We start from the raw sequence: 22220 nt of genomic DNA on the forward strand, positions 1-22220 counted from the left end.
TAGTCGGTTCCTCCGGCTGCCCTTCGCTCCATCCATTCACTACTCGCTATTCGCTACTCACTACTCGCTATTTTCGGGAGGAATTTCCGCAATGGGTATCGAAGGTGTCGGCGCTCGCGTGGCGCGCAAGGAAGACAAGAGGTTCATCACCGGCGGCGGCCGCTATGTCGACGACATGGTGGTGCCCGGCATGAAGCATGCCGTGTTCGTGCGCAGCCCGCACGCGCATGCACAGATCAAGAAGATCGACGTCAGACAAGCGCAAGCCATGCCCGGCGTCGTCGGCGTGCTGACCGGCAAGGAGCTCAAGGCGGACGGCATCGGCAACCTGATCTGCGGCTGGATGATCCATTCCAAGGACGGCACGCCGATGAAGATGGGCGCATGGTCGCCCCTCGCGGTGGATAAGGTGCGCTATGTCGGCGACGCTGTCGTCATCGTCATCGCCGACACCAAGGGTCAGGCGCGCGACGCCGCGGAAGCGGTCGAGATCACCTACAAGGAACTGAAGGCGGTGGTCGAGGCGACCAAGGCGCTCGAAAAGGGCGCGCCGCAGGTCCATGCCGAAGCCGAGAACAACCTGATCTTCGACTGGGAGCTGGGCGACGGCAAGGCAACCGACGCCGCGATCAAGTCGGCGGCGCATGTCACGCGCATGAAGATCGTCAACAACCGGCTGGTGCCGAATGCGATGGAGCCGCGCGCTGCCCTTGGCCACTACGACAAGGCTGAGGACCATTACACCTGCTGGACGACCTCGCAGAACCCGCATGTCGCGCGGCTGGTGCTGAGCGCCTTCTACAATGTCGCGCCGGAAAACAAGCTTCGGGTGATCGCGCCGGACGTTGGCGGCGGCTTCGGCTCCAAGATCTATATCTATCCGGAAGAGATCGTCTGTCTCTGGGCGTCGAAGAAGACCGGTGTCCCGGTCAAATGGGTCGCCGACCGCACCGAAAGCTTCCTTTCCGACGCGCATGGCCGCGACCATGTCTCGACCGTGGAGATGGCTTTCGACAAGGATAACCGGATCACCGGCCTCAAGGTCGACACGATAGCCAATCTCGGCGCCTACATGTCGCTGTTCTCGTCCTGCGTGCCGACCTATCTCTACGCCACGCTGCTGTCGGGCCAGTACAACATCCCGGCCATCCACGCCAACGTGCGTACCGTCTACACCAACACGGCACCCGTCGATGCCTATCGCGGGGCAGGGCGGCCGGAAGCCACCTACGTCCTCGAGCGCATGATGGAGACCGCCGCGCGCGAGCTTGGCGTGTCGCCGGCGGAACTCAGGCGCAAGAACTTCATCACATCGTTCCCGCACCAGACGCCGGTGATCATGAACTATGATGCGGGCGACTATGGCGCCTCTCTCGACGCGGCGATGAAGGCCGCCGACTATGCCGGCTTCACCAAGCGCAAGGCGGACGCCGCCAAGCAGGGCAAGCTGCGCGGCATCGGCATGAGCTGCTACATCGAGGCTTGCGGTCTCGCGCCGTCGGCGGCGGTGGGTTCGCTCGGCGCCGGCGTCGGACTGTGGGAATCGGCGGAGGTGCGCGTCAACGCGGTCGGCACGATCGAGGTGCTGACCGGCTCGCACAGCCATGGCCAGGGGCACGAGACGACCTTCGCGCAATTGGTGACCCAGCGCTTCGGCGTGCCGATCGATTCGGTCTCGATCGTCCACGGCGACACCGACAAGGTGCAGATGGGCATGGGCACTTACGGCTCGCGCTCGGGCGCCGTCGGCATGTCGGCGGTCGCCAAGGCGCTCGACAAGGTCGAAGCCAAGGCCAAGAAGATCGCGGCGCATCTGCTCGAAGCGGATGAGGGCGACATCGTCATCGAGAATGGCGAGGTCAAGGTCGCCGGCACCGACAAGAGCCTGCCCTGGTTCCAGGTGGCGCTTGCCTCCTACACCGCCCACAACCTGCCTGCCGGCATGGAGCCGGGCCTGAAGGAAACGGCCTTCTACGATCCGTCCAACTTCACCTTCCCGGCCGGCTGCTACATCTGCGAGGTCGAGATCGATCCGGAAACCGGCCTGACGGAGATCATCCAGTTCGTCGCGGCCGACGACTTCGGCAATATCATCAATCCGATGATCGTCGAGGGGCAGGTGCATGGCGGCATCGCGCAAGGCGTCGGCCAGGCGCTGCTCGAAGGCGCGTATTATGACGCCAGCGGCCAGCTGCTGACGGCAAGTTATATGGATTATACGATGCCCCGCGCGGCCGACCTGCCGTCGTTCAAGGTGTCGACCTCGAACACGCCGTGTCCGGGCAATCCGCTCGGCGTCAAAGGCTGCGGCGAGGCCGGCGCCATCGGCTCGCCGCCGGCGGTGATCAACGCTATCACCGATGCGCTCGGCGTCGTCGACATCGCCATGCCGGCGTCGCCGTCGACCGTGTGGTCGGCGATCCACGCCAAGAAGCATTGAAAAGCGAATAGCGAATAGGGAGTAGCGAATAGGGACAGAGAGCAGTGCAGGTGGAGCAATTCTATTCGCTACTCACTACACCCTACTCGCTTTCTCCCAAAGGGAGAAAAAGACATGTATTCCGTCAACTACCACCGCGCCGCCTCAGTTGCCGACGCCGCCAAGCTGTTGAAGAGCGGTGACGCGAAGCTGCTCTCCGGCGGCATGACGCTGATCCCCGCCATGAAGACGCGGCTCGCGGCGCCTTCCGACCTGGTCGACGTGTCGCGGCTGAAGGAGCTGCAAGGTATCAAGGTGTCCGGCAAGACGGTCACCATAGGTGCCGCGACGACGCATTACGATGTCTCCGCCGACGAGAAGCTGAAGAAGGCCTGTCCGGCGCTCGCGCATATGGCCTCGCTGATCGGCGACCCGGCGGTGCGCTACAAGGGCACGATAGGCGGCTCGATCGCCAACAACGATCCTGCCGCCGACTATCCGGCGGCGTTGCTGGCGCTGGGCGCGACCATCGTCACCAACAAGCGCGAGATCGCCGCCGACAAATTCTTCAAGGGGCTGTTCGAAACGGCGCTGAAGGACGGCGAGATCATCACGGCGGTGACCTTCACCGCGCCTGCCAAGGCGGCCTACGAAAAATTCCGCAACCCGGCCTCGCGCTACGCGATCGTCGGCGTGTTCGTGACCAAGGGCAAGGATGGGGTGAGGGCAGCGGTGACCGGCGCCGGCGACGACGGCGTCTTCCGCTCCAGGGAAATCGAGGCGGCGCTGGCGAAGAATTTCGACGCCTCGGCGCTCGACGGCCTCAAGGTGCCGGCGAAGGGCCTGATGAGCGATATCCATGCCTCTGCCGACTACCGCGCCAATCTGATCGCGGTTATGGCGAAGCGCGCGGTGGCCGCGGCCAACGCCTGAACGCTCTCAATCTGGCTGCAGGAAGGGGCCATCGGGCCCCTTTTTCTTTCGTATTCGCAATAACTTGGCAGGAATTACCTGAGAATTCGCGGCTTCGCACTTGCACAAGATTATCCCGCACTGCAAAATAAATGCGGCGGGAAACGAAGCGGTTCCGAGCACGGCTGTTCCGTGCCGGGGCCTCGAGTTGCGAAGGACGGGCATGACCGACATCTCCGCGACGGCCGGTGTCCTGCCGCGAGCCGCAGCCGACAGAGCGGCACGGACAAGGCTGGCCTATCTCGACGGCTGGCGCGGCCTGTCGATCGCGCTCGTGCTGATCGGCCATTTCTTTCCGGTTCCGGGAATCAACCTTGGGGTTCTCGGCGTCGAGTTTTTCTTTGTGCTCAGCGGCCGGCTGATGGGTGAGATCCTGTTCATCGAGCGCTTTCCGCTGAAGAAATTCTTCAAGCGCCGGTTCTCGCGCATCTATCCGGCGCTGCTGGTGTTCGTGATTGCCGCCATGGTCGGCCTTTCAGGTACCTTCATCGCCTTCAAATGGAAGGCAGCGCTGACGGCACTGACCTTCACCTACAATTATGCCGGCATTCTCATTAACCGCGCTGGGGCGCTCGACCATATCTGGTCGCTCGCCATCGAGGAGCATTCTTATGTCATCCTGGCGCTGATCAGCGTGGTGGTGTCGGGGCGCACCAATGTCGTGCGGCTGCTTGTGGCGCTGTCGCTGCTGGCGATGGCCAACGGCGCCATCTCCTACTGGGCCTTCGGCATGGACTACGAGACCAGCTACTGGCGCACCGACGTGCATATCGCCTCGATCCTGCTTTCGGCGGCGATCTGCCTGCTCAAGGCCGACGGACGGCTGCCGGCATTCCTCAGGAATCGGCATGTGGCGCTGGCGGCGGCCGCGGGCGCGGTCTTGCTGTTCCTCGATCCGGTGCCGACGCCCGTGCACTATCTGCTGGGAGTGCCGTTGCTCGCGCTCGCCGTCAACATGCTCGACTTCGCCGGCGGGTATCTCACCGGATTGCTGTCGTCGCGGCCGATGGTGATGCTGGGGCTGTGGTCCTATTCGCTCTATCTCTGGCAGCAGCCCTTCTACAAATTCGTCTATGATCGGGACGTCACACCGATCCCGATGCTGGCCGCGGTCTTCGCCTGCGCGCTGGCGAGCTACTACATCGTCGAAAAACCCGCCCGCGGCTGGCTCAACCGCAATTGGTGAGTTTCAGGCCCTGCCGTTCTTTTGTGCGGCGAGATAGCGACGAAGCCCGGCTTCGCCGCGCGGCGTCGTCCAGCGATGGTTCCAGGCAAAGGCCGGCCTGAGCAGTGGCGCCAGGAATTTGAGGATCGGCCTTTCCACGATGACCTGCCAGGTGAGCTTCACACGCGTTCCGGTTCCGGACGGCGACAATTCCGCTCGCCATAGGCCGTCGAAATCGCCGAAAGTCTTCACCACCACCAGACGGCCCGGCTCGAGCTCGGCCGCCTCGATGATGAAATTCAGCTCATAGGGCAGGGCGCCTCGCGCCCTGGCTCTCGCCCTCGAACCGACGACGCCCTTGCCCTTTTTGTCGAGGGGTTCGACCTCCTTATAGGCGTCGCCCCACCAGCGCGGCAGCAACTCGGCATCGGACAGCACATCCCACACTTCCTGCGGTGTCCCCTCCGGGATGTCCCAGCTCTCGTCAAAGCGAAAAACATTGCTCGGCATGACAAGGCCCCAAGCCAGCGAGCGGCTACATTAGCTCTGGCTTGTTTTCGGAGCCAGCGATGTTTGTGGTTCAGCCGGCGACGGGCTTGGCGTAGTAGCGCACCGATTTCTTGCCGCCATGGATCACGGCATCGCCGACCTCTGCGAAGCCAAGCGCCGCGTGGAAGGCGTCCGAGGCTGGGTTCGGCGGATCGGCATTGACCTCGCAGGTGACGATCGTGTGGCCGGCGCGCCGGGCATGCCCGAACAGATCCTCATAGAGCCGGCGGGCATGGCCACGGCCACGCGCCTCGGCCGCGACCACCACCCGGTCGACATAGACGAAGCGCGGATAACGCTTGCGGAACCAGAGAAAATTCGGGCTGTCGTAGCGGGCGTCCTGATCGAAGCACATGATGAAGGCTTCGAGCGCGCCGATGCGGCGCGTGTAGAAAGCCTGCCCGATCAGGAACGACAACCGCTCAGGCTCGAGCCAGGACAGTTCGGCGGCATGCTGGTTGTTGAGGGTGAGGATGGCGGGCTCGTCGGCGGGCAAGACGCGTTCGATCGGCAGCCGATCCTTCGACATCGTCTCAACCATCAAGCCCTCGCGGCCGCGATCGTTGCCGCCACCAGCGTTTCGTCGGTCACCGTGTTGCGGTATTCGCGATCGAGATCGGCGCCGCCCATGCCGACATGCGGGTTGCGGTAGCGCATGGCGCTCGGCAGGTCGGCAAGCGCTGCGAAATGCATCTCGGTCAGTCCGGTCCGCAGCAGGACTTCGCCGATATTGTCGGGCGCCAGTCCGCCGCAACCGAGGATGATGATACGCTCGCCAGCCTGGCGAACGAGCTGCGCCAGCAGGTCAACGCCTTCCAGCGCCGTGTCGCGCTGACCGCTGGTCAACACGCGGCCGACCTTGCAGCGGATCAGCGCTTCGAGCGCCTCGGTTGGATCGCGCGTCATGTCGAAGGCGCGGTGGCAGGTGACGTTGAGAGGGCCGGCCGCCCGCACCAGCTCGCTCATGCGCGCCTCGTCGATGGCGCCGTCAGCGGTCAGGCAACCGACGACGACGCCGGCCACGCCGAGATCGCGGAGCGCCCCGACATCGGTGAGCATCGATCGGTATTCCGCCTCGCTATAGAGAAAATCGCCGCCGCGTGGACGCACGATGACATGGAACGGGATAGTCGCGCGTTCGAGCGCGACGCGCACCGTGCCGAGGCTCGGCGTGATGCCGCCTTCGACCAGGCTGGCGCAAAGCTCGACCCGGTCGGCGCCGGCGGCCTGCGCGGCAAGCAGCCCATCGATGCCTTCGACGCAGATTTCGATCAGCGGCTGTCGGGCGTCAATCACAAGTGTCCATCCATGCTTCAATAGGGTGACCAGCCCTAGCATCGGGTCGGCTGCCGCGAAAGCCGCTTCGATCGGTCCAGCCATGGAGCGCTGCCACTTCTAGCAGCGCAAAGCCGGTTGACATCAATAACTCTATGGTTATAGATAAATCCATAGCTGATAGGTTATTGATCTGGGCGGTGAAGATGGGCCTCGTCAGACCCGCTCCTTAAGGCAGCAGCCTAGCAGCGCCATGTCTCCGCTAGGAGACATTGTTGGAGAACCGGACAAGGAGGATGCCGTGAATGACATCACAGAAAGACCGATGACTAACGAAACCAAGTCGATCCTTGTCGAGCGGCTGCTTCCGCACGCGGCCGACAAGGTGTGGCGCGCTCTGACCTCTCCGCATCTGGTCGCCGAGTGGCTGATGGAGAACGATTTTGAACCCGTTGAAGGTCACCGCTTCACTTTCCGCGCGAAGCCGATGCCCGGCTGGTCAGGGGTGGTCAACTGCGTGGTGCTGAAGGTCGAGCCGCCGCATCTGCTCGCCTACAGCTGGGGCGACGGAAGCGAGTCCGATAGCGGCTTGAAGACCATTGTTACCTGGTCGCTGACGCCTGAGGGGCCGTCCACACGGGTGCGCATGGAGCAGTCCGGTTTCAGGCCGCAAGACGAACCTGGCTACAAAGGCATGGGAAGCGGCTGGCCACGTATCCTGGAGCGGCTCGAACAAGTCGCGGCTGGGCAGGGCTGATATTCCCGGCATTGCGCTAGCCGTAACCCTGACAACAGCAAACCAGGCCTAATCCCCGATGCAGTGCGCATTTAGGGCCTGTGAAAACACGACCAAAGGAGACAGGTCATGGAAGCCAGATTGAAGAACCCGGTGATGCTCATTCCCGGCGCGCTGCAGGCGTTGCTGGCGCTGGACAAGTCGACCGAAGCCGCCGAGGTGCCCTACGTGACGCGCAAGCTCATCCATCTGCGTGCCAGCCAAATCAACGCCTGCAGCGTCTGCGTCGACATGCATGCGCGCGAGCTGAAGAAGGCCGGCGAGAAGGACGAGCGCATCTTTGCCGTGTCCGCCTGGCGGGAGACGCCTTACTTCACCGGCGCTGAACGGGCTGCGCTTGCGTTGACGGAGGCCGCGACGCGATTGGCCGACCGCTCCGATGCGGTGTCCGACGATGTCTGGGACGAGGCAGCTCGCCACTATGACGAGAAGGCGCTTGCCGCGCTGGTGATCCAGATTGCGCTGATCAACGCCTTCAACCGCCTGAACGCGCCGACCCGGCAGCCGGTGGGCGCCTGGGGCTGACATGGATGATCGGGCGTCCGCCTTGGGGCGGCGCCCGACCGCGGACAGCCGAGCCCGTTGCCGGCGACTGCTTCAAGATCGTATTCTTGGCGCCTTGTTCGACCTGGTCGATCACCAGGAGCTTCACCGGATCGGTGCCGATATTGGTGGCCTGGTGCCATTGCCCGATCATCTCGACGATGAAATCGCCGGTCTTGTAGGTGTTGCTGCTGCCGGCCTCGACATTGGTGACCTTGAGCGTGCCTGCCTCGACATAGGCATAGCGCGGGAAGGGGTGCTTGTGCACCGGAAGCGTCGCGCCAGGCGCGATCTGATAGGCCGAAACCTGAACCTCGACGTTCTTCTGCGGCAGCGTGATCGGCTGGCCTGACGCGGTGGTCGTCTTGGAGGCAAGCGGCGTCACGACGACCGGCGTGGCGGAACTGTCCAGCGCGTTGGCGGTGGTTGCGTAAGAGGCAGCCGCCAACAGCAGCGCCGATGCCAGAATGTTGCGCATGAATCCTCCCCGAAAATTGCGCGACCATCGCGCGACATGCATTCGCGCGCAAGTGCAACGGCGGTGTCTTTGGAAACGCGAGCCGTCTTCAGGCCAGCAGGCGAACAGCGCCGCCTCGAGCCGCTGATCACTGTTGGCCGATTCCCGTGGCCTTTTGCCGGAGGGATTTGACCGCCTCCAGCAGTTCGCGCTCGCTCGTGTGAGCATTTCGAAAAATGGCCACAACCATCACCGCCAGAATTTCGGCGGCCTGGTCCAAAGGATCGAGCTGTTCCTCTGCGCAGACCTGATTGAACACGCGTTCGCATACAGCCAGATCGAGAGGACTAAGACAGGTGCGATTGAAACGCTGACGCAGCATTTTAGCGACCCTTTCAGGCCCGCCGCCCGTGCGTTGCGGCGGGCCTTGTCACTGAGACTTTGAGCGATAATATGGTCAACGGAATTGTAGTAAGATCGCTCGGTGATCTACGATTCCGTTGTCAATAGTCCCAAAATCTGCGCGCATTCGCGAGATCTATATTGCCCTGAAGTCATCAGCTGGTAATAGTCTTGCCGCTTGTTTTCCGGTATACGAAAGCCGCGCCGAAAGTCAGCCGCCTCCTTTGGAGTTCTAGTGCAACCGAGTTTGCTGGCGCTGACTTTCAGGCTTGCCAGTGAGCATCCGAGCTTTGCCGCAATGTCTTTCAATGGTTCGTTATTAACGTATCCATCAAGGATTATCTTGCGGCGAGCTTCTCCTTTGAGCTTCTCGTTCATTTCGTGGTCTCCTCAACATCGCTTTCACGATGCTGGAATCTATACGGACCAGTTTGAAGAGTGTCGTTATCGTCGCATCCAGAAACTTGTCTCGGGATGCATTTCTTATTGTAATCCAGCGTGATCGCCGATGCGGCCGACAGGCTTGCCAGATGCCGGGATACACCACATGATTGTGAGGGCATGGGCATACCGGAATCGGATATGGCACCACGCGCGATCGACGCTAAGAGGCAAGACGAGGCGCATGCTAGGCAAACGCCCGAGCGTGAGCGACGCCGTTGGCCACGCGACGTTCAGCCTGACAACGAGGCGGCTCTACCACTCGCGCCGGCGCTAGAACCGTTGTCCTTTTCAACGCTCGAACTGGCGCCAAAAGATCAATTTGCCGCTTGGCAAGCGCATGTGGCACCGCTTGTCGAGGCCAAGTTGCCGGATAACAAATCGCTGGACGACGGCTTTCCCGCCGACCACACGGCTTGGAATCTTGGCGGCATGTTGATCGTTGAACAGCGCGCGCCGGCGCACAGTTATATCCGGTCTGTCGCGAAGCTTAGGTCCAGCTCGATCGATCATTGGTATGTCGTATTGCCACATACTGGCCGGTCATGGACGGAGGTCGATCGCCGCGTCGCGGAGGGCCAGCCGGGTAAATTGGAGATCAGATCTCTTGGCTACCCGTTTCGCGGAAGGACAACGGAATCCGAAAGTCTCTTTCTTTATTTGCCGCGTGATTTGTTCGCCGATGCGGCGGGGACCCTCGACGCAAACAACAACTCAATTCTGTCCGGCAACTTCGCTAACCTTTTGATCGACTACATCAACAGCATCGTGACAAGACTGCGCAATCTCACGGCGGAAGATCTGCCCCGCATCGTGCACGCAACACGCAGCATGATTATTGCCTGCCTTGCGCCGCCGGCGGAACATGCCGCGGCGGCCGAACAACTGGCGAGTGTCGCACTAATGGAGCGAGCGCGTCGATACGTCCAAAACAATCTGGACGCGGCTCGCCTGACACCGGATTCAATGTGCCGGGCGCTCGGCGTTTCGCGATCTCGCCTCTATCAGTTGTTCGAACCGAGTGGTGGTGTTCTCCATTACATTCAAAGCCGCCGACTTTTGGCAGCCCATCTTGCGCTTAGCGATCCGGCGGACAGCCGACGCATTGTTGAAATTGCGGAAGCCTTCGGGTTCAGTTCAGCGGCAAACTTCAGCCGAGCGTTCAGCAAGGAATTCGGTTACAGCCCCCGCGAAGGCCGCAGGACAATGGTACTGCCGCGCCCCGCCCACTCTGTTTCGCTCGGCAATCGTGAAAAGACTGCTTCCTTTGAAGACTGGCTCAAGACGCTTGGAAGCTGAGCAGCGCGTCGCCGGCGGTTGAGATCGCCGACACTACCGGTTTCATTAAAATGCCACCTGGAATGCTCTCGGCTGCCAGTCAGCAATGCCGCAATTGGGCGACGGGACTTCGGGGCTGGCGGCAATCCAAATTAGCATGAGCCCTCGGAGGCGGCACAAAGCGATGCCGTGCCGATACGCGAGATATGTACGCCAGGACAAGTATTCGGATGCGAAGATAACGACAATGCGACCTTATTCGTAGATGTTCGTGATGGCTTAGCGGGGGCACGGCACAGGCGGCAGGTTTCCAAGTTGGGGGGAATATCGGTCCGCCTGTGCCGATCACGCCACCGCTATCCGTCAAAGATGGTGGCGTAGTTGAGTAAGCGTGCAAGGCCGGGGGCGGCCGGCTCGAGTTCATTCCGTTGCGGAATGGCTTAGCGGGGGCTCGGCACAGGCGGCAGGTTTCCAAGTTGGGGGGAATATCGGTCCGCCTGTGCCGATCGCGCCACCCTTGTCCGTCAAAGTGGTGGCGTCATTGAGTAAGCGTGCCAAGGTCGACGGCGGACGGCTCAAGTTCATTCCGCCGCAGATGCCAACGCTTGTCGAGCAGCCGCCCGAAGATGAGGGGTGGGTTCACGAGGCCAAGCTCGACGGCTACCGGACGCAGATCATCATCGATAGGGGCGGCGTACATCTATACAGCAAGAACGGCCGGGACTGGACGGCAAAATACTGGCCCATCGCCCTGGCAGTCGAACTGCCATGCCGGGCCGCCATTCTCGACGGCGAGGTGATTGTATCAGGCGAGCAGGGTACGCCCGATTCCCCTGTGCTGGAAGCTGCGATCTGGAACGAGCAGAGCCGGCTGGTGTTCGTCGCGTTCGACATCCTCCATCTCGACGGTCGCAATCTTGCCCCCTGGCCCTTGCTGCGGCGCAAGCAAGCGCTGCGTCAATTGGTTGAGCCTGGCGCCGGCAAGATCCAATACAGCGAGCATTTTGAGGGCGACGCGCTGGCGATCCTTCGCGCCATGGGGAAAACCGGGCTTGATGGCGTCATTTCGAAACGGGCCGATAGCCCCTACAGGAGCGGACCGTCGAAAACATGGGTGATGGCCCGCTGCACTTGACCGTCTGATTACTTGAGGGCGAAATCGTAAGCAGAATATTAGCTATGCTGCAGATAAGACAAGAGAATCCGCAAGGGGCAATAGATCCTTGATCTTGATCACCTAGTGAGAAGCAGATATCGTAGTACCGCTCGCAGATAGACTGAACGCACGCATGGAATATTGGTCGGCATAGGGGCGATCCGTGCCGAAACGCGATTGCCGTTGTCGAGCCGAGGAGCAACGATGGGAGCTGATGCCCCGCATCCATCGGCAATGGTGAACGCTCCGCCGCAGGTGCGGCGCTCGATACCTTTCCTGCGGGTCTTTGCGCCACCAGCGTTCTTGATCGTTGCCGCAGCGATTGTTCGATTGAGCCTTGGACCAGCCTTGGAGAGGCTGCCGGCAGACTATACCGGTAGCGTCATACTCGAATCGGACAGCCGCTTTCGGCAGACGCCGGATACGACCTTCTCCGCGTTCCACCAGCAGGGCCGTCGTGTCGACCAAGTGCTGAGCGCCACCGGCGACGTTGCCATCGTTCAGAGCCATATCGATTGGACGACTGACACCGGTCAGGTGAACTATCAAACCACCGGCCTTTATGGCGTTGATCGCAAGACCCGCCAGAATGTGGCGGGTTACGGCGACCTTAGCCGCAGCGGGCAATTCATGTTCCCGCCGCAGTTGAGGGGTGTCGCTGACGAGGTCTGGGATCCTTACTATGGCGGTCCACGACACCTGGCTTTCGATCGCAATGAGATGGTCGATGGTCTGGCGCTCGCAGTATACCGCTTCACGATTGCGGGCCTCGACGAGACGAAGACCTATGATTATCTTCCCGACGTACCCGAGCGCTTCGGGGTCGGGACAGACGGCGAAGGCTTTCTGTGGGTTGAGCCCGTCTCAGGCACCCTCGTCGATATGACGGATAATGGCCACAGCTTTTTCGTCGATCCGGCCACGGGGAAGTCGATGGGAGACTTTAGTGTCTGGCAGGCTAGGTATTCCGCGCAGTCCAAGGCCGACCTGTTCAGCGCGGCGACTTCGATCCGACTGCGTATATTGGCGGCGAAAATCTGGCTGCCCGCTGCCCTCCTAGCTCTGGCACTCGTTTGGTTGGGGATCGGTTTGCTGTGGCTTCGCCGCGCCGCGCCGCCGAGTGCGGAATGAGCATGCGACCGCATGTAGATCCGCAAGAGGCCTTGCCGCTCTTGCGGCTCGGGATCTCACAAAAGCTTAGCCTGCTTTTTGCGCTCTTCGCTGCAATTCTTCTCGGCGCGACCGGATGGCTGGCCTTCAACCAGGGCAGGGCGGCGCTTGAGAGCAGCGTTGTTGCCGAGGTCCAATCGCGAGCTTTGGAAAAACAGGCCGCGATCGGGTCCTGGCTCGACGCGCAGCTGAGCGAGCTGCGCGGGCTCAGCGAATCGCCTCACATTGTCGACGACTTCACCAAGCTTGCCGATCTTCCCGCGGATGCGACGCCCGACGATTGGGCTGACTTCCGCGACGATCTTGCGGCGCGCACCGGAGGGGGCGAGGACTTTGTCGCCCTTTTTGTGATGGAACCGAAGTCGGGCCGAGTCCTGACGGCGACGGATCCCACCGATCGTGACCGACAGGGCGCGGGCGAGCCTTATTTCACCAACGGCAAGATCCGCACTGGCCTGTACCTGGTGCCGGACCGTTCAAGGAACCTCCCCCTGTTGTCGCCGTTCTTGTCCACGCCGCTTCGTGCCCGCAACGGTGCACTTGTTGCCGTTCTGGTCGCCCGTCTCGGAACAGAGAGTTTGGCTAGTGCCGTCGATCGACGAGCGGGGCTGCGCGCGACCGACGAAGCATACTTGATCGACACGCATAAGCAGTTTGTCAACAGACCGCGCCTGCTGACCGACGCCGACGCGAGCATCCTTACCTCGGACCGAAGCGTGGCGGCCCGGCTCTGCCTTGACCACAATGATGGGCTGGATCTGTCGAATGACTACCGCGGCGTTCCGGCGATCACCGTTTATCGCTGGATGCCGAAGTTTGGTTTGTGTCTCATCACAAAACTCGACAAGGCCGAAGCCTTTGCCCCTGTTTATCAACTCGGCCAGAGCCTTGCGATCGCTGGTGGCCTGCTTTTGCTGGTCGCATCGGCAGCGTCGGGATTGTTATCGCGAACCATCACCAACCCTATTCGGCGCATCGAGGCAGGCGCCAGACGCGTCGAGGCGGGTGAACGGGATGTGGTGCTGCCCGAGTCCTCGAGCGACGAGCTTGGCCGTTTGGCGCGTGCCTTCAATCGAATGACGACCGCGCTCAAAAGCCGGGAATCCGAGCTGCAAGCGCATGCTGCCACCCTGGAGCAGCGCGTCGCGGAAAAGACACGCGAGCTCGACCTGAGGGCAAGTGAGTTGGCCCGGTCAAACATCGAGCTGGAGCGCTTCGCCTATGTCGCCTCGCATGACTTGCAGGAGCCGCTGCGAATGGTGGCAAGTTATACCCAACTGCTTGGCAGACGTTACAAGGGAAGGTTGGATGCCGATGCCGACGAGTTCATCCATTTCGCTGTGGATGGCGCTGCGCGGATGCAGGCATTGATCAACGACCTGCTGGTCTACTCACGTGTCAGCACGCAGGGCAGCGCGTTCGAGGCGATCGATTGCAACCTGGTGGTCGAGCGCGCCTTGACGAACCTCAAAGCGGCGCTGATCGAGAGCGGCGCAATCATCCGAAAGTCCGAGCTGCCGAAAATCGATGCCGATCGATTCCAGTTGGTTCAACTGTTCCAAAACCTGATCGGCAACGCCATCAAGTTCCGTGGCGAGCGCGCCCCGGAAATTGAGATCGCGGTTCGACTAGACGGCCGGGAATGGCTATTTTCGATCGCGGACAATGGCATCGGGATCGATGCCAAGTACATCGAGCCGCTTTTTACCGTTTTCAAGCGCTTGCACACACGGGCCGAATATCCGGGGACCGGCATCGGTCTTGCCATTTGCAAGAAAGTCGTCGAACGCCACGGCGGTCGAATTTGGGTCGAGTCTGAGGTCAACCATGGCTCGACTTTCTTCTTCACGCTTCCCTGCCGGGATATAGAGGACACCAGCCAAGCACGGAAGGTGGCTCCAACATCTTCGACACCTCAAATGGATACGGTATGAACATCAGCTCGACTGAACGCGCCATCAACATCCTCCTCGTCGAAGACAATCCCGGTGACGCTAGGCTCACGATCGAGGCGTTGCGAGACGCAAAGGTGCGCAATGAACTCAACGTCGTGCAGGACGGAGTCGAGGCCATGTCGTTGCTGCGGCGGGAAGGGCGCTACGCCAACGCACCGCGTCCTGACCTGATCCTGCTCGATCTCAATCTGCCCCGAATGGACGGCCGTCAGGTTCTCGCCGAAATCAAGGCGGACGAAAACTTGCGACGTATCCCGGTTGCGGTGCTGACCACTTCGCAGGCCGAGAAAGATATCCTGACCAGCTATAACCTGCATGCCAACTGTTACATCACCAAGCCCGTCGACCTGGATGAATTTGTACGCGTAGTACGGGGGATCGAGAACTTCTGGCTCTCGATTGTGAAGCTACCGCCGGAGTAATGCGAGTTGAGCGAAAGCCCGTTGAACATCCTGCTCGTTGAAGACAATCCCGGTGATGCTCGGCTGATCCGGGAACTGCTCGCGGACGGCAGCGGCACGAGCTTCGTGATCTCTGAAGTGAATCGGTTGGCCCATGGCCTAGAGCAGTTCGCCGATCAGAGCTTCGATCTCGTATTGCTCGATTTGTCTCTCCCCGACAGCACGGGCTTGGATACGCTTCGGCGATTTCAGGCGACCGCCCCCGACGTCCCGGTCATCGTGCTGACAGGCCTCAACGACGAAGGATCGGCGATTCAAGCTGTTCGCGACGGCGCGCAGGACTATCTCGTCAAAGGGCAAATCGACGGGCAGCAAATCGTGCGCGCCATCCGCTATGCCCGGGAGCGCCATAGAATGGTGCTGCAGATAAGGGACCTGTCGCTTGTCGACGACCTTACCGGCCTTCACAACCGTCGCGGCTTCGCAGCGCTCGCCAGAGAGGTGGTGAAGCGCGCCGTCAGGACCGGAACGGGGTTGGTGGTGACCTTCGTCGATCTGGACGGCATGAAGCGCATCAATGATCGTTTTGGCCATGAGGTCGGTGACCGGGCGTTGATCAGGACCGCGGGGGTTCTGCGTTCCGTTTTCCGGGCATCCGATGTGATCGCCAGAATCGGCGGCGACGAGTTTATCGCGATGGCGGATGGCGTCGACGGGGCAGCCGTCGAACTTCTGCGTCGCCGCCTCACGAGCGCCGTGGAGGATCACAATCGCGAAGCGACGGGGGAGCCGGCGCTAGCCCTCAGTTTGGGCTTCGCCCACCACAATCCGACAGCGGAAACATTGAAATCTGTCGACGATTTGATAGCGGAAGCGGACGAGGCGATGTACGCGGATAAAGATAGCCGTCGGACCAAGGCGGCCCGGCAATAAACTCCCTTCCTCACCCTCGGGTTGGTTCCCTGCGGCATTTGAATCGGTACGCACGTTTTCCGCGACCTTGACGAACAGGCGTTCGAACAGCCGGCAGTCACCCAGCGTAGCCGGGTTCTGCCAGGCCCAAGCGGGCCGGACGAGGCACACCAGCAGCAAAGTAACGGTTGGGAACAGACGCGCCTCATGCCGATCAGTCACGACTGGTTGTGCACCAGCATCATGCGGTCAGTCTTTTGGGGAACAGAGAACGCTGGTGCGATAAGTCATCAAAAGGATCGTCTCCGATAGCCAGGGAGGATGGCGAGAGGCAAAGGCAGGAGTCGTTCCGTATTGCCCGAGTCGTTGCCCGGAGCAGCGATGCGCAAACTACTGAGAATGCGTAAAATCCGTAGCGCTTGGAAAAACTTGGCTCCCCGGGCCGGATTCGAACCAGCGACCAACCGGTTAACAGAGGGTTTCCAATGCGATTTTCTGGATCAGCGTGCGACAGCCTGAATTTCTAAAAATTCTATGGATAACAAGTGATTAGCGCTTCATCCCGTCGCGACCTGTCGCAGCCGGTATCGACAAAGCTCGTGGTTTTTTGTAGATTATTCTGTAGATCACTCACGGAACCCGGGCAAACCGTTTGTAGCAAGATTGGTCGCTGGACAGATGCCGAAACTCGAACTCACCGACAAATTCTGCCAGGCCGCCAAGGCCGGTTCCGGCCGAAAAGCCGACTATTTCGATACGACCGTAAAAGGTCTTGTACTGCGCGTCTCGGCGGGTGGGCAAAAGACCTGGTTCGTGGTTTACGGGCCGCCCGACAAGCGGCAATGGTTGAAGCTCGGCACCTATCCCGAGACACCGCTCGGCACCGACAAGGGTGCTCGCCAGAAGGCCAAGGACACTCGTGCAAGCGTGCAAGAGGGCGGCGACCCTGTGGCCGCCAAGAAGGCGCACGCCGCCTCGATGACCGTCTCTGATTTGGTCGAGAGCTATCTCACCCGCCGGGCATCATCGCGGCGGTCGGTCGATGAGATTGCGCGCCGGCTGCGCAAGAATGTGTCCGGCTATGACGCTGACGGAAAGAAGGTCGAGAAGGCATCATCTGGCTGCATCGGCGAGGTGAAGCTCGCGGACCTGCATCGTCGCGACATCACCAAGGCGATCGACGCGGTGAAGGACCGGGGCGCGGCCGTTGAGGCGAACCGGGTGTTCGAGGACATTCGCGCCATGATCCGATGGGGGCGCGGTCGTGGCGATCTGGACAGTAACTTGACCGAAGGTATGGCGAGGCCGACCGAAACGGTCGAGCGCAACCGCGTGCTGACGGCCGACGAGATCAAAACGATGTGGGCAGCCTTGCCCGAAGCCGACATGCGGGAAAGCACCCGCCGCATTCTGCGCCTGTGCCTGGTTACCGGACAGCGTGTTGGCGAGATCGCCGGCATGGAGCACGGCGAACTGGACTTGACACGCGGCCTTTGGACGATGCCAGCCAGGCGCGCGAAGAACGGCCGCGACCATGTTGTGCCGCTGTGCGAAATGGCAATCCGGATCATCGGCGATCAGATCGCAGACGTGAACGCGCTGTCGGAGCGCAAGGGCAGGGCGGTACCGCCTTTCGTTTTTCCCGGACCGGGCGCCCGTGCAGCCGTCACCGGCGCATCTGTCCCGAAGGCAGTGAAGCGAGAAGAGATCAGCGAGCGCGGCGTAGCAATGATCATGGGCATTGCACCGTGGACGCCGCCTGACCTTCGGCGATCTGCTGCGACGGGCATGGAAGAAATCGGCATTTCGCCGTTCATCGTCGGGCAAGTGTTGAACCACGTTTCGGTGACCAAGAGTACGGTCACGTCGCGGGTATATGCGCGCTACGACTATATGAGCGAGAAACGGGACGCCTTGGAGCTTTGGGCCGATCGGCTTGCCGGCATTATTGCAGGCAAGGGCAACATCGAACTTCTGCCAGCGAAGGTTGCATGAACCGGTCTGCGCAGTCGCCGTTCGACCCGAATCCTTCCTGCTGCTCGCCGAAGTCTTCGCGGTTGATCTTGATCCCTCTGACTGCCGCCGCAATCGAATGATCGTCGGCTAATGGACGCGCTTTGCCTTGCCTACCGGGAGCTACTTCACCGCTCCTTACGTCCTTTCGGAACGCCGTGACAGACGCACGCCGACACCACCGCCATTTTCAGGAATGAACTCGATGCCGGCATTCTCAAGCGTTTTTTGGAGGAGGTATCGCGTTCCTGTTTGAGGGACAGAACGATCGTTTTCGAAATTGCGAATGGTAACAGCACTCGCGCCGGAGCGGGTGGCGAGGTCCTCTTGCGTCCATTTCAGCAGCGCTCGTGCGGCGCGACATTGAGCAGAATCCATGTCGCAAACTGGTAATAACTCATGAAAATCGCAAGCTTTTTCGGAAAACGTTGACAGTGGCTTTCTAAAAACCAATAATCCTTTCGTTTTCAGAAAGCGGCCGCACCGAATGCGCGAACATTCGATGCGGCCTCACCACAACCCAGCTGTTAGGAGCTCGGATCATGGCTGATTCCAACAATAGCATGAGTGCGTTTTTCGTCACCCGGCGGCGCTTGCTAGCGGGTACGGCCACGGCCGCGGCGGCATGGCCCTTCCAGGTAAAGTCGCGGGCCGCCGAACTGACGGACGGCAGCAGCGCGGCCGATCCTGCTCTTCGTCTGTGTGGTAACTGGCAAAAGGTCCACGATGAGACACTGGCGCTGTGCCGCGAACAGCAGCGGTTGGAGACACACCTCGCCAGGACGGTCGGCTTTCCCTGCGCCAAGCTGCGGCTTGCCGATGGTACGGACGTGACGCTCCATTCCATCGAAAGCTTGAACGATGCCTACTCGCCTGAAAACGAAGTAGAATGGGGCAGGGCGCTTGCGGATTTTGCAGCGCACCAGGCGCGCTGGGACGCTGCTGATGATGAGATCGGCTATTCGAGAACAGACGAGCTGATCAGGCGATCGGAAACAGCCGAAAGCGCACTTCTGGATGATCTACCGGAGACAGCGGCCACGTCCATCGAAGGCATTTTGGCCAAGCTCAAGGTCATCTTGCGTGACGGTGAGCACTGGGAACATCCAGACGATTTCCCCTGGCCGCATATCCGATCTGTGCTGGGTGACCTCTCGCGCCACCATGAATATCGATCCGGCGACGCCATGACCGCTGCGTTTTGATAAAGGCCAGCCTTTCGCGCAGGGTGGATCACCTCATCACAACTTGTCGCCCTGGTCTTGCGGACGCCACGAAGCGGGATTGGCGATCCAGCGGCTGATGGCGGATTCATGCCATCCGGCACCGTGGATACTGATCTGGATCTGGCGTGGGAACGTGCCTTCGGCGATCTTGCGGTAGATGGTGGACCGGGACAGACCGGTCCGGGAAAGGACGGTTTTCAGGCGAATGATACGGTCTGGTTCGGGCATGGTCGTGCTGCCTTCTACTGGCTGTTTCTGGCTGCTCCTGATCCAGAAAGGAGAGACAGTTACGGGCGCGCAAGAGGGCTTTGCGCATCGTCGTAGCCCGACGTAGAGACGGCGGCAAATAGGACGGGTCTAAAGTCCAATGCCGCGGCCTCGGCTAAGGTCATGATTGAAGGCGAGTTTCAGGCCGAAACGAAGGCCTGACACTGAAGAAACCCTGCCAGGAGGCAGCCCAATTGCGCCAGAGTCCAGTTTGCCTGGGGTTCCTGGAAGCTTTTCGAACATTTTGGATCGCGCCTCAACCTCAATTGCACGCCCTTATGGGCGAAGTGGGACGCTGGGCCCGACCTTTGGACGACTCGGCAGGCGTCGACTGCCCTTCTGACGGCGCGCAGCGGCATCGCCTCCTAGTTTCGTACGTTTTGAACAGCAGCTTGTTGGCCTCATCTCGGACGTGAACCCGACAAAGTCGCTTCCCAGAGGCGAACATCTGAGCAGCTGAAGGAGGTGCGCTCTTGGGCCGTTTGACGCAAGCGCCTAAGACCGCTTGGAGAAAGTCCACACCATCAGCGGGTACTCCTCGTCGTTGCTTAAATCCCGCCACAGCCCGTAGTCGCGCACCGGGCCGCCGATATGGGCTCTCGCGCAGGCCTTGTTGCCCCAGCCGAAGGCCTGCACGTCGTCCTCGCCAAAACCGCCTTCGACCATCAGCTGCTTCAGCCCCGCGGGCGTCCAGCGGTTGTAGTCGTGCGGGCGGGCGTGCACTCGAAACAGGAAGGGCGTCGCCACCATCGCCCAGCCGCCGGGCTTGGTCATAGCGTGGATGTTGGCGACCGCCGCCTGCGGACGCTGGACATGCTCCAGCACCTGGTCGGCGATGACGATCGAGTATTGCTCTTCGGTGCGGTCCCGGCAGATGTCGAACTCCGGGAAATCGACCGAGCGGTAGTGCGGGCACATCGCCGGCGGCGCGCTCGTCGGCCAGGCGATCGGCGGCAACACCAAGAGCACGGTCATCGGGCGCGGCAAGCGGCGCGCTGCTCGGCGCCGTCGTCGGTTCGGCCACCACCCCGCAGCCGCGCGGTCAGCAGCTCTGCCGCTACCAAGACCGTTACGGCCGCATCTACACCGCGCCCTGTGACGACCGCTACTACAACGGCGATTATTGACCACAAAGACGGCAGGCCGGAAGGGATGCCTCCTTTCCGGCCTAGACACCCAACGCCAATCGGTGGCCGACGTTTTCACTCTGATCAGGATGCGCCCGGGTGATCAGGTCATTCGGGACTACCTCATTGCCCCCGCTCATGAAATCGTCGGCAAATCGCAATTGGCCGCGAACAATGGAGCGCAGCTGGACACCTACCTCTTTTCCACGCTCGGCCCACTCGTCAAGCTGTCAGCGCGAGCCAGTGCGGAGACCCTATGGCGCGGCTGAAGCGTCGTTTGACCCGCGAGGCTGCCTATAAGGCTTTGCACGGCAGCGCCCAGAGACACGCCCGCGAAATTGCTGCCGATCAACCAGGGTCGAAGGAGAAGCTGTTCGCGCCCAAACTGTTGCCGGCCTATAAGGCGGCGTGCGGCCGCAAGCGCGATTGCATACGAGAAACCAAGGAAGCGGAACATTGCCTGGTCCGTCTGGCCGAAGCGCTTCGCGTGATAATGAATGACAAAGAGTTTCTCTCGTTGCTCATGTCCGAGGGATTTGCCACCATCCCAAACTGCCTGGTGCAGAGGTTACACGACGATGCTACGTTAGAGACGGCAACAGCAAAGCATGCCGGCATGTCGCTTGCAGGCAGCAGCGCGGGCCGGCAACCGGTCAGCGGGATTTGCCCGGACGTCCTCGCTTTCCTCCAGGACTGCTTTGTGAAGGTGAAGATCTTCGGCCTGCTTCGGCATGTGCTCCCGGCCAGGCAAATGGAAATTGCCCGACTGATGGTCGCCATGGAGCGGGTCACATTCACATACACGAAGATCCTTGTCGCCTTTACGCCGCGCCCTCTGCTGGCCGAGGGTTTCGATCCAACGACGATTACCAACGTGTCTGAAGATCAACTGGGCAAGATGACGCCAGAACTTGGCAGGCTAAGCAGTGAATTTTTGAGCGCCGTGGAACGGCGTGGCTCTGTGAGCCTGGAACTGTTGGCAGCCGGTCGCTATTTTGATCGGCTGATGGATAATTCCAAGGTGGTGCGCTACCTGGCACACAACTTCCCAAGCCAATTTGAAGAGTTCAACACCTTATCGGCGCCGGGCCTTAGATAAATGCTGTGCGTGCCGTCAACCTTCGTGGCGAGGAATGCTGACAGTCTTCTCCGACCCTTCGGGTGGATGGGCGAGCTCGCTGGCGGTGGTTGTGGAGGATGCTGACGAAGTTTTATAGCTGATTGATTTTGTTCAGTAATTTTAACACAACCTGCGCACTGGTGCCGCCAAGTGGGGCAGGTTGTGAATGCGCCAAGAAGACCATCATGGCTGATCATCCTTGCTATCAATGAGTCGCTTTGACGCATGACAAGCGACACGGTTCTGTACGTCCCAGGCATCCAACTCTGCAATGCGGCGGAGGCAAGATGGGAGGATCGAGGCTGCCAAGAAATTTAATCGAACTCGGACGGCGCCTCGAGAAGCGAGCACCCGGCCGTGAGAGGTGACTCCGTGCGCCACCAATCGTTCGGGTAGTCCATCCTGCTTCGCGAATAAGATGTCTAAGTCAAAAGCCATTGTCCTGTAGGGGAATACGATAACAGCGGTTCATCGCCAGAATTGGCCGCAACGTTTGGAGCTCGGCTAGCGATCAACAAGATTGCTCCGGACCGATTGCAGGAGTACCAATAGGCGGAAGCGTAGGTGTGTGAAGGA

22 protein-coding genes and 2 pseudogenes are annotated in these 22220 nt (G+C 60.8%); 15 read left to right on the plus strand and 9 right to left on the minus strand.

Translation table 11 applies throughout. From position 1 onward, the window contains the following. Positions 1–91: 91 nt before the first annotated feature. The 3 genes from EJ071_RS21660 to EJ071_RS21670 all read left to right on the plus strand — a co-directional run bounded on the left by EJ071_RS21660 (position 92) and on the right by EJ071_RS21670 (position 4577). A complete protein-coding gene (locus tag EJ071_RS21660) occupies positions 92–2440 on the plus strand; it encodes a xanthine dehydrogenase family protein molybdopterin-binding subunit (RefSeq protein ID WP_126099707.1) in 2349 nt (782 codons plus the stop codon). A gap of 114 nt (positions 2441–2554) precedes the next feature. After that, positions 2555–3352 (plus strand): xanthine dehydrogenase family protein subunit M, encoded by a 798-nt coding sequence (locus EJ071_RS21665; protein WP_126099708.1) that lies wholly within the window; start codon positions 2555–2557, stop codon positions 3350–3352. Positions 3353–3554: 202 nt separating this feature from the next. After that, entirely contained in the window at positions 3555–4577 is a 1023-nt protein-coding gene (locus EJ071_RS21670; protein WP_126099709.1) for an acyltransferase, read from the plus strand. Between the two features lie 3 nt (positions 4578–4580). Here EJ071_RS21670 and EJ071_RS21675 read toward each other — a convergent pair whose 3' ends face one another. From EJ071_RS21675 to EJ071_RS21685, 3 genes are all read right to left on the minus strand, one after another. After that, positions 4581–5066, minus strand: coding sequence for an SRPBCC family protein (locus EJ071_RS21675; RefSeq protein WP_126099710.1), 486 nt, complete (start codon positions 5064–5066; stop codon positions 4581–4583). A gap of 70 nt (positions 5067–5136) precedes the next feature. Next, positions 5137–5646: a GNAT family N-acetyltransferase gene (locus tag EJ071_RS21680; RefSeq protein WP_245459932.1), complete on the minus strand. Its 510-nt coding sequence runs from the start codon at positions 5644–5646 to the stop codon at positions 5137–5139. After that, a complete protein-coding gene (locus tag EJ071_RS21685) occupies positions 5646–6443 on the minus strand; it encodes a copper homeostasis protein CutC (RefSeq protein WP_126102663.1) in 798 nt (265 codons plus the stop codon). The genes EJ071_RS21680 and EJ071_RS21685 overlap by 1 nt, the downstream gene beginning before the upstream one ends. 262 nt (positions 6444–6705) lie before the next feature. Here EJ071_RS21685 and EJ071_RS21690 point away from each other — a divergent pair, with 262 nt between their 5' ends. Both EJ071_RS21690 and EJ071_RS21695 read left to right on the plus strand, forming a co-directional pair. Then, positions 6706–7137: an SRPBCC domain-containing protein gene (locus tag EJ071_RS21690; protein ID WP_126102664.1), complete on the plus strand. Its 432-nt coding sequence runs from the start codon at positions 6706–6708 to the stop codon at positions 7135–7137. A gap of 108 nt (positions 7138–7245) precedes the next feature. Continuing rightward, positions 7246–7701 (plus strand): carboxymuconolactone decarboxylase family protein, encoded by a 456-nt coding sequence (locus EJ071_RS21695; protein WP_126099711.1) that lies wholly within the window; start codon positions 7246–7248, stop codon positions 7699–7701. 67 nt (positions 7702–7768) lie between these two features. Here EJ071_RS21695 and EJ071_RS21700 read toward each other — a convergent pair. The 3 genes and pseudogenes from EJ071_RS21700 to EJ071_RS21710 all read right to left on the minus strand — a co-directional run. After that, positions 7769–8197: pseudogene (locus EJ071_RS21700) on the minus strand (cupin domain-containing protein); the annotation flags it as partial. Between the two features lie 127 nt (positions 8198–8324). Further along, positions 8325–8558, minus strand: a complete 234-nt coding sequence (locus EJ071_RS21705; RefSeq protein WP_126099713.1) for a hypothetical protein — start codon at positions 8556–8558, stop codon at positions 8325–8327. 107 nt (positions 8559–8665) lie between these two features. Continuing rightward, positions 8666–8956, minus strand: a complete 291-nt coding sequence (locus tag EJ071_RS21710; RefSeq protein WP_126099714.1) for a hypothetical protein — start codon at positions 8954–8956, stop codon at positions 8666–8668. Between the two features lie 204 nt (positions 8957–9160). Here EJ071_RS21710 and EJ071_RS21715 point away from each other — a divergent pair, with 204 nt between their 5' ends. The 7 genes from EJ071_RS21715 to EJ071_RS21745 all read left to right on the plus strand — a co-directional run bounded on the left by EJ071_RS21715 (position 9161) and on the right by EJ071_RS21745 (position 17886). Next, positions 9161–10318, plus strand: a complete 1158-nt coding sequence (locus EJ071_RS21715) for a helix-turn-helix domain-containing protein (RefSeq protein ID WP_245459933.1) — start codon at positions 9161–9163, stop codon at positions 10316–10318. Positions 10319–10814: 496 nt separating this feature from the next. Beyond that, a complete protein-coding gene (locus tag EJ071_RS21720; protein WP_245459934.1) occupies positions 10815–11432 on the plus strand; it encodes a DNA ligase in 618 nt (205 codons plus the stop codon). 225 nt (positions 11433–11657) lie between these two features. Next, positions 11658–12584 carry a porin PorA family protein gene (locus EJ071_RS21725; protein WP_126099715.1) on the plus strand — a complete coding sequence of 309 codons (927 nt, stop codon included), beginning with the start codon at positions 11658–11660 and terminating at the stop codon, positions 12582–12584. Beyond that, positions 12581–14557, plus strand: a complete 1977-nt coding sequence (locus EJ071_RS21730) for an ATP-binding protein (protein WP_126099716.1) — start codon at positions 12581–12583, stop codon at positions 14555–14557. Before EJ071_RS21725 ends, EJ071_RS21730 begins: the two co-directional genes overlap by 4 nt. Beyond that, entirely contained in the window at positions 14554–15000 is a 447-nt protein-coding gene (locus EJ071_RS21735) for a response regulator (RefSeq protein ID WP_126099717.1), read from the plus strand. Before EJ071_RS21730 ends, EJ071_RS21735 begins: the two co-directional genes overlap by 4 nt. 21 nt (positions 15001–15021) lie before the next feature. Beyond that, on the plus strand, positions 15022–15912 hold the full coding sequence (locus EJ071_RS21740; protein WP_189521155.1) for a GGDEF domain-containing response regulator: 891 nt from the start codon (positions 15022–15024) through the stop codon (positions 15910–15912). 657 nt (positions 15913–16569) lie between these two features. Next, positions 16570–17886: a site-specific integrase gene (locus tag EJ071_RS21745; protein ID WP_126099719.1), complete on the plus strand. Its 1317-nt coding sequence runs from the start codon at positions 16570–16572 to the stop codon at positions 17884–17886. A 156-nt stretch (positions 17887–18042) separates the two neighbouring features. Here the strand turns inward: EJ071_RS21745 and EJ071_RS21750 are convergent, their stop codons facing one another. Beyond that, positions 18043–18357, minus strand: coding sequence for a helix-turn-helix transcriptional regulator (locus EJ071_RS21750; protein ID WP_224675374.1), 315 nt, complete (start codon positions 18355–18357; stop codon positions 18043–18045). Between the two features lie 89 nt (positions 18358–18446). Here EJ071_RS21750 and EJ071_RS21755 point away from each other — a divergent pair, with 89 nt between their 5' ends. After that, positions 18447–19109 carry a hypothetical protein gene (locus EJ071_RS21755; RefSeq protein WP_126099720.1) on the plus strand — a complete coding sequence of 221 codons (663 nt, stop codon included), beginning with the start codon at positions 18447–18449 and terminating at the stop codon, positions 19107–19109. Between the two features lie 36 nt (positions 19110–19145). On the opposite strand, the gene EJ071_RS21760 is transcribed toward EJ071_RS21755, so the two are convergent. Further along, positions 19146–19358, minus strand: a complete 213-nt coding sequence (locus tag EJ071_RS21760; protein WP_126099721.1) for an AlpA family phage regulatory protein — start codon at positions 19356–19358, stop codon at positions 19146–19148. 534 nt (positions 19359–19892) lie between these two features. Continuing rightward, positions 19893–20372, minus strand: a complete 480-nt coding sequence (locus EJ071_RS21765) for a methyltransferase domain-containing protein (RefSeq protein WP_245460349.1) — start codon at positions 20370–20372, stop codon at positions 19893–19895. Here EJ071_RS21765 and EJ071_RS39540 point away from each other — a divergent pair. Together EJ071_RS39540 and EJ071_RS21780 are read left to right on the plus strand one after the other, a co-directional pair. Further along, positions 20317–20524: pseudogene (locus EJ071_RS39540) on the plus strand (glycine zipper domain-containing protein); the annotation flags it as partial. The gene EJ071_RS21765 and the pseudogene EJ071_RS39540 sit on opposite strands and share 56 nt — an antisense overlap. Before the next feature lie 256 nt (positions 20525–20780). After that, the gene (locus tag EJ071_RS21780) at positions 20781–21623 is read left to right on the plus strand and encodes a plasmid partitioning protein RepB C-terminal domain-containing protein (protein ID WP_245459935.1); all 843 of its coding nucleotides are present in this window, start codon (positions 20781–20783) and stop codon (positions 21621–21623) included. The last annotated feature ends 597 nt before the right edge of the window (positions 21624–22220 follow it).

The sequence above is a fragment of the Mesorhizobium sp. M1B.F.Ca.ET.045.04.1.1 genome (genome assembly GCF_003952465.1).
Taxonomy (GTDB): domain Bacteria; phylum Pseudomonadota; class Alphaproteobacteria; order Rhizobiales; family Rhizobiaceae; genus Mesorhizobium; species Mesorhizobium shonense.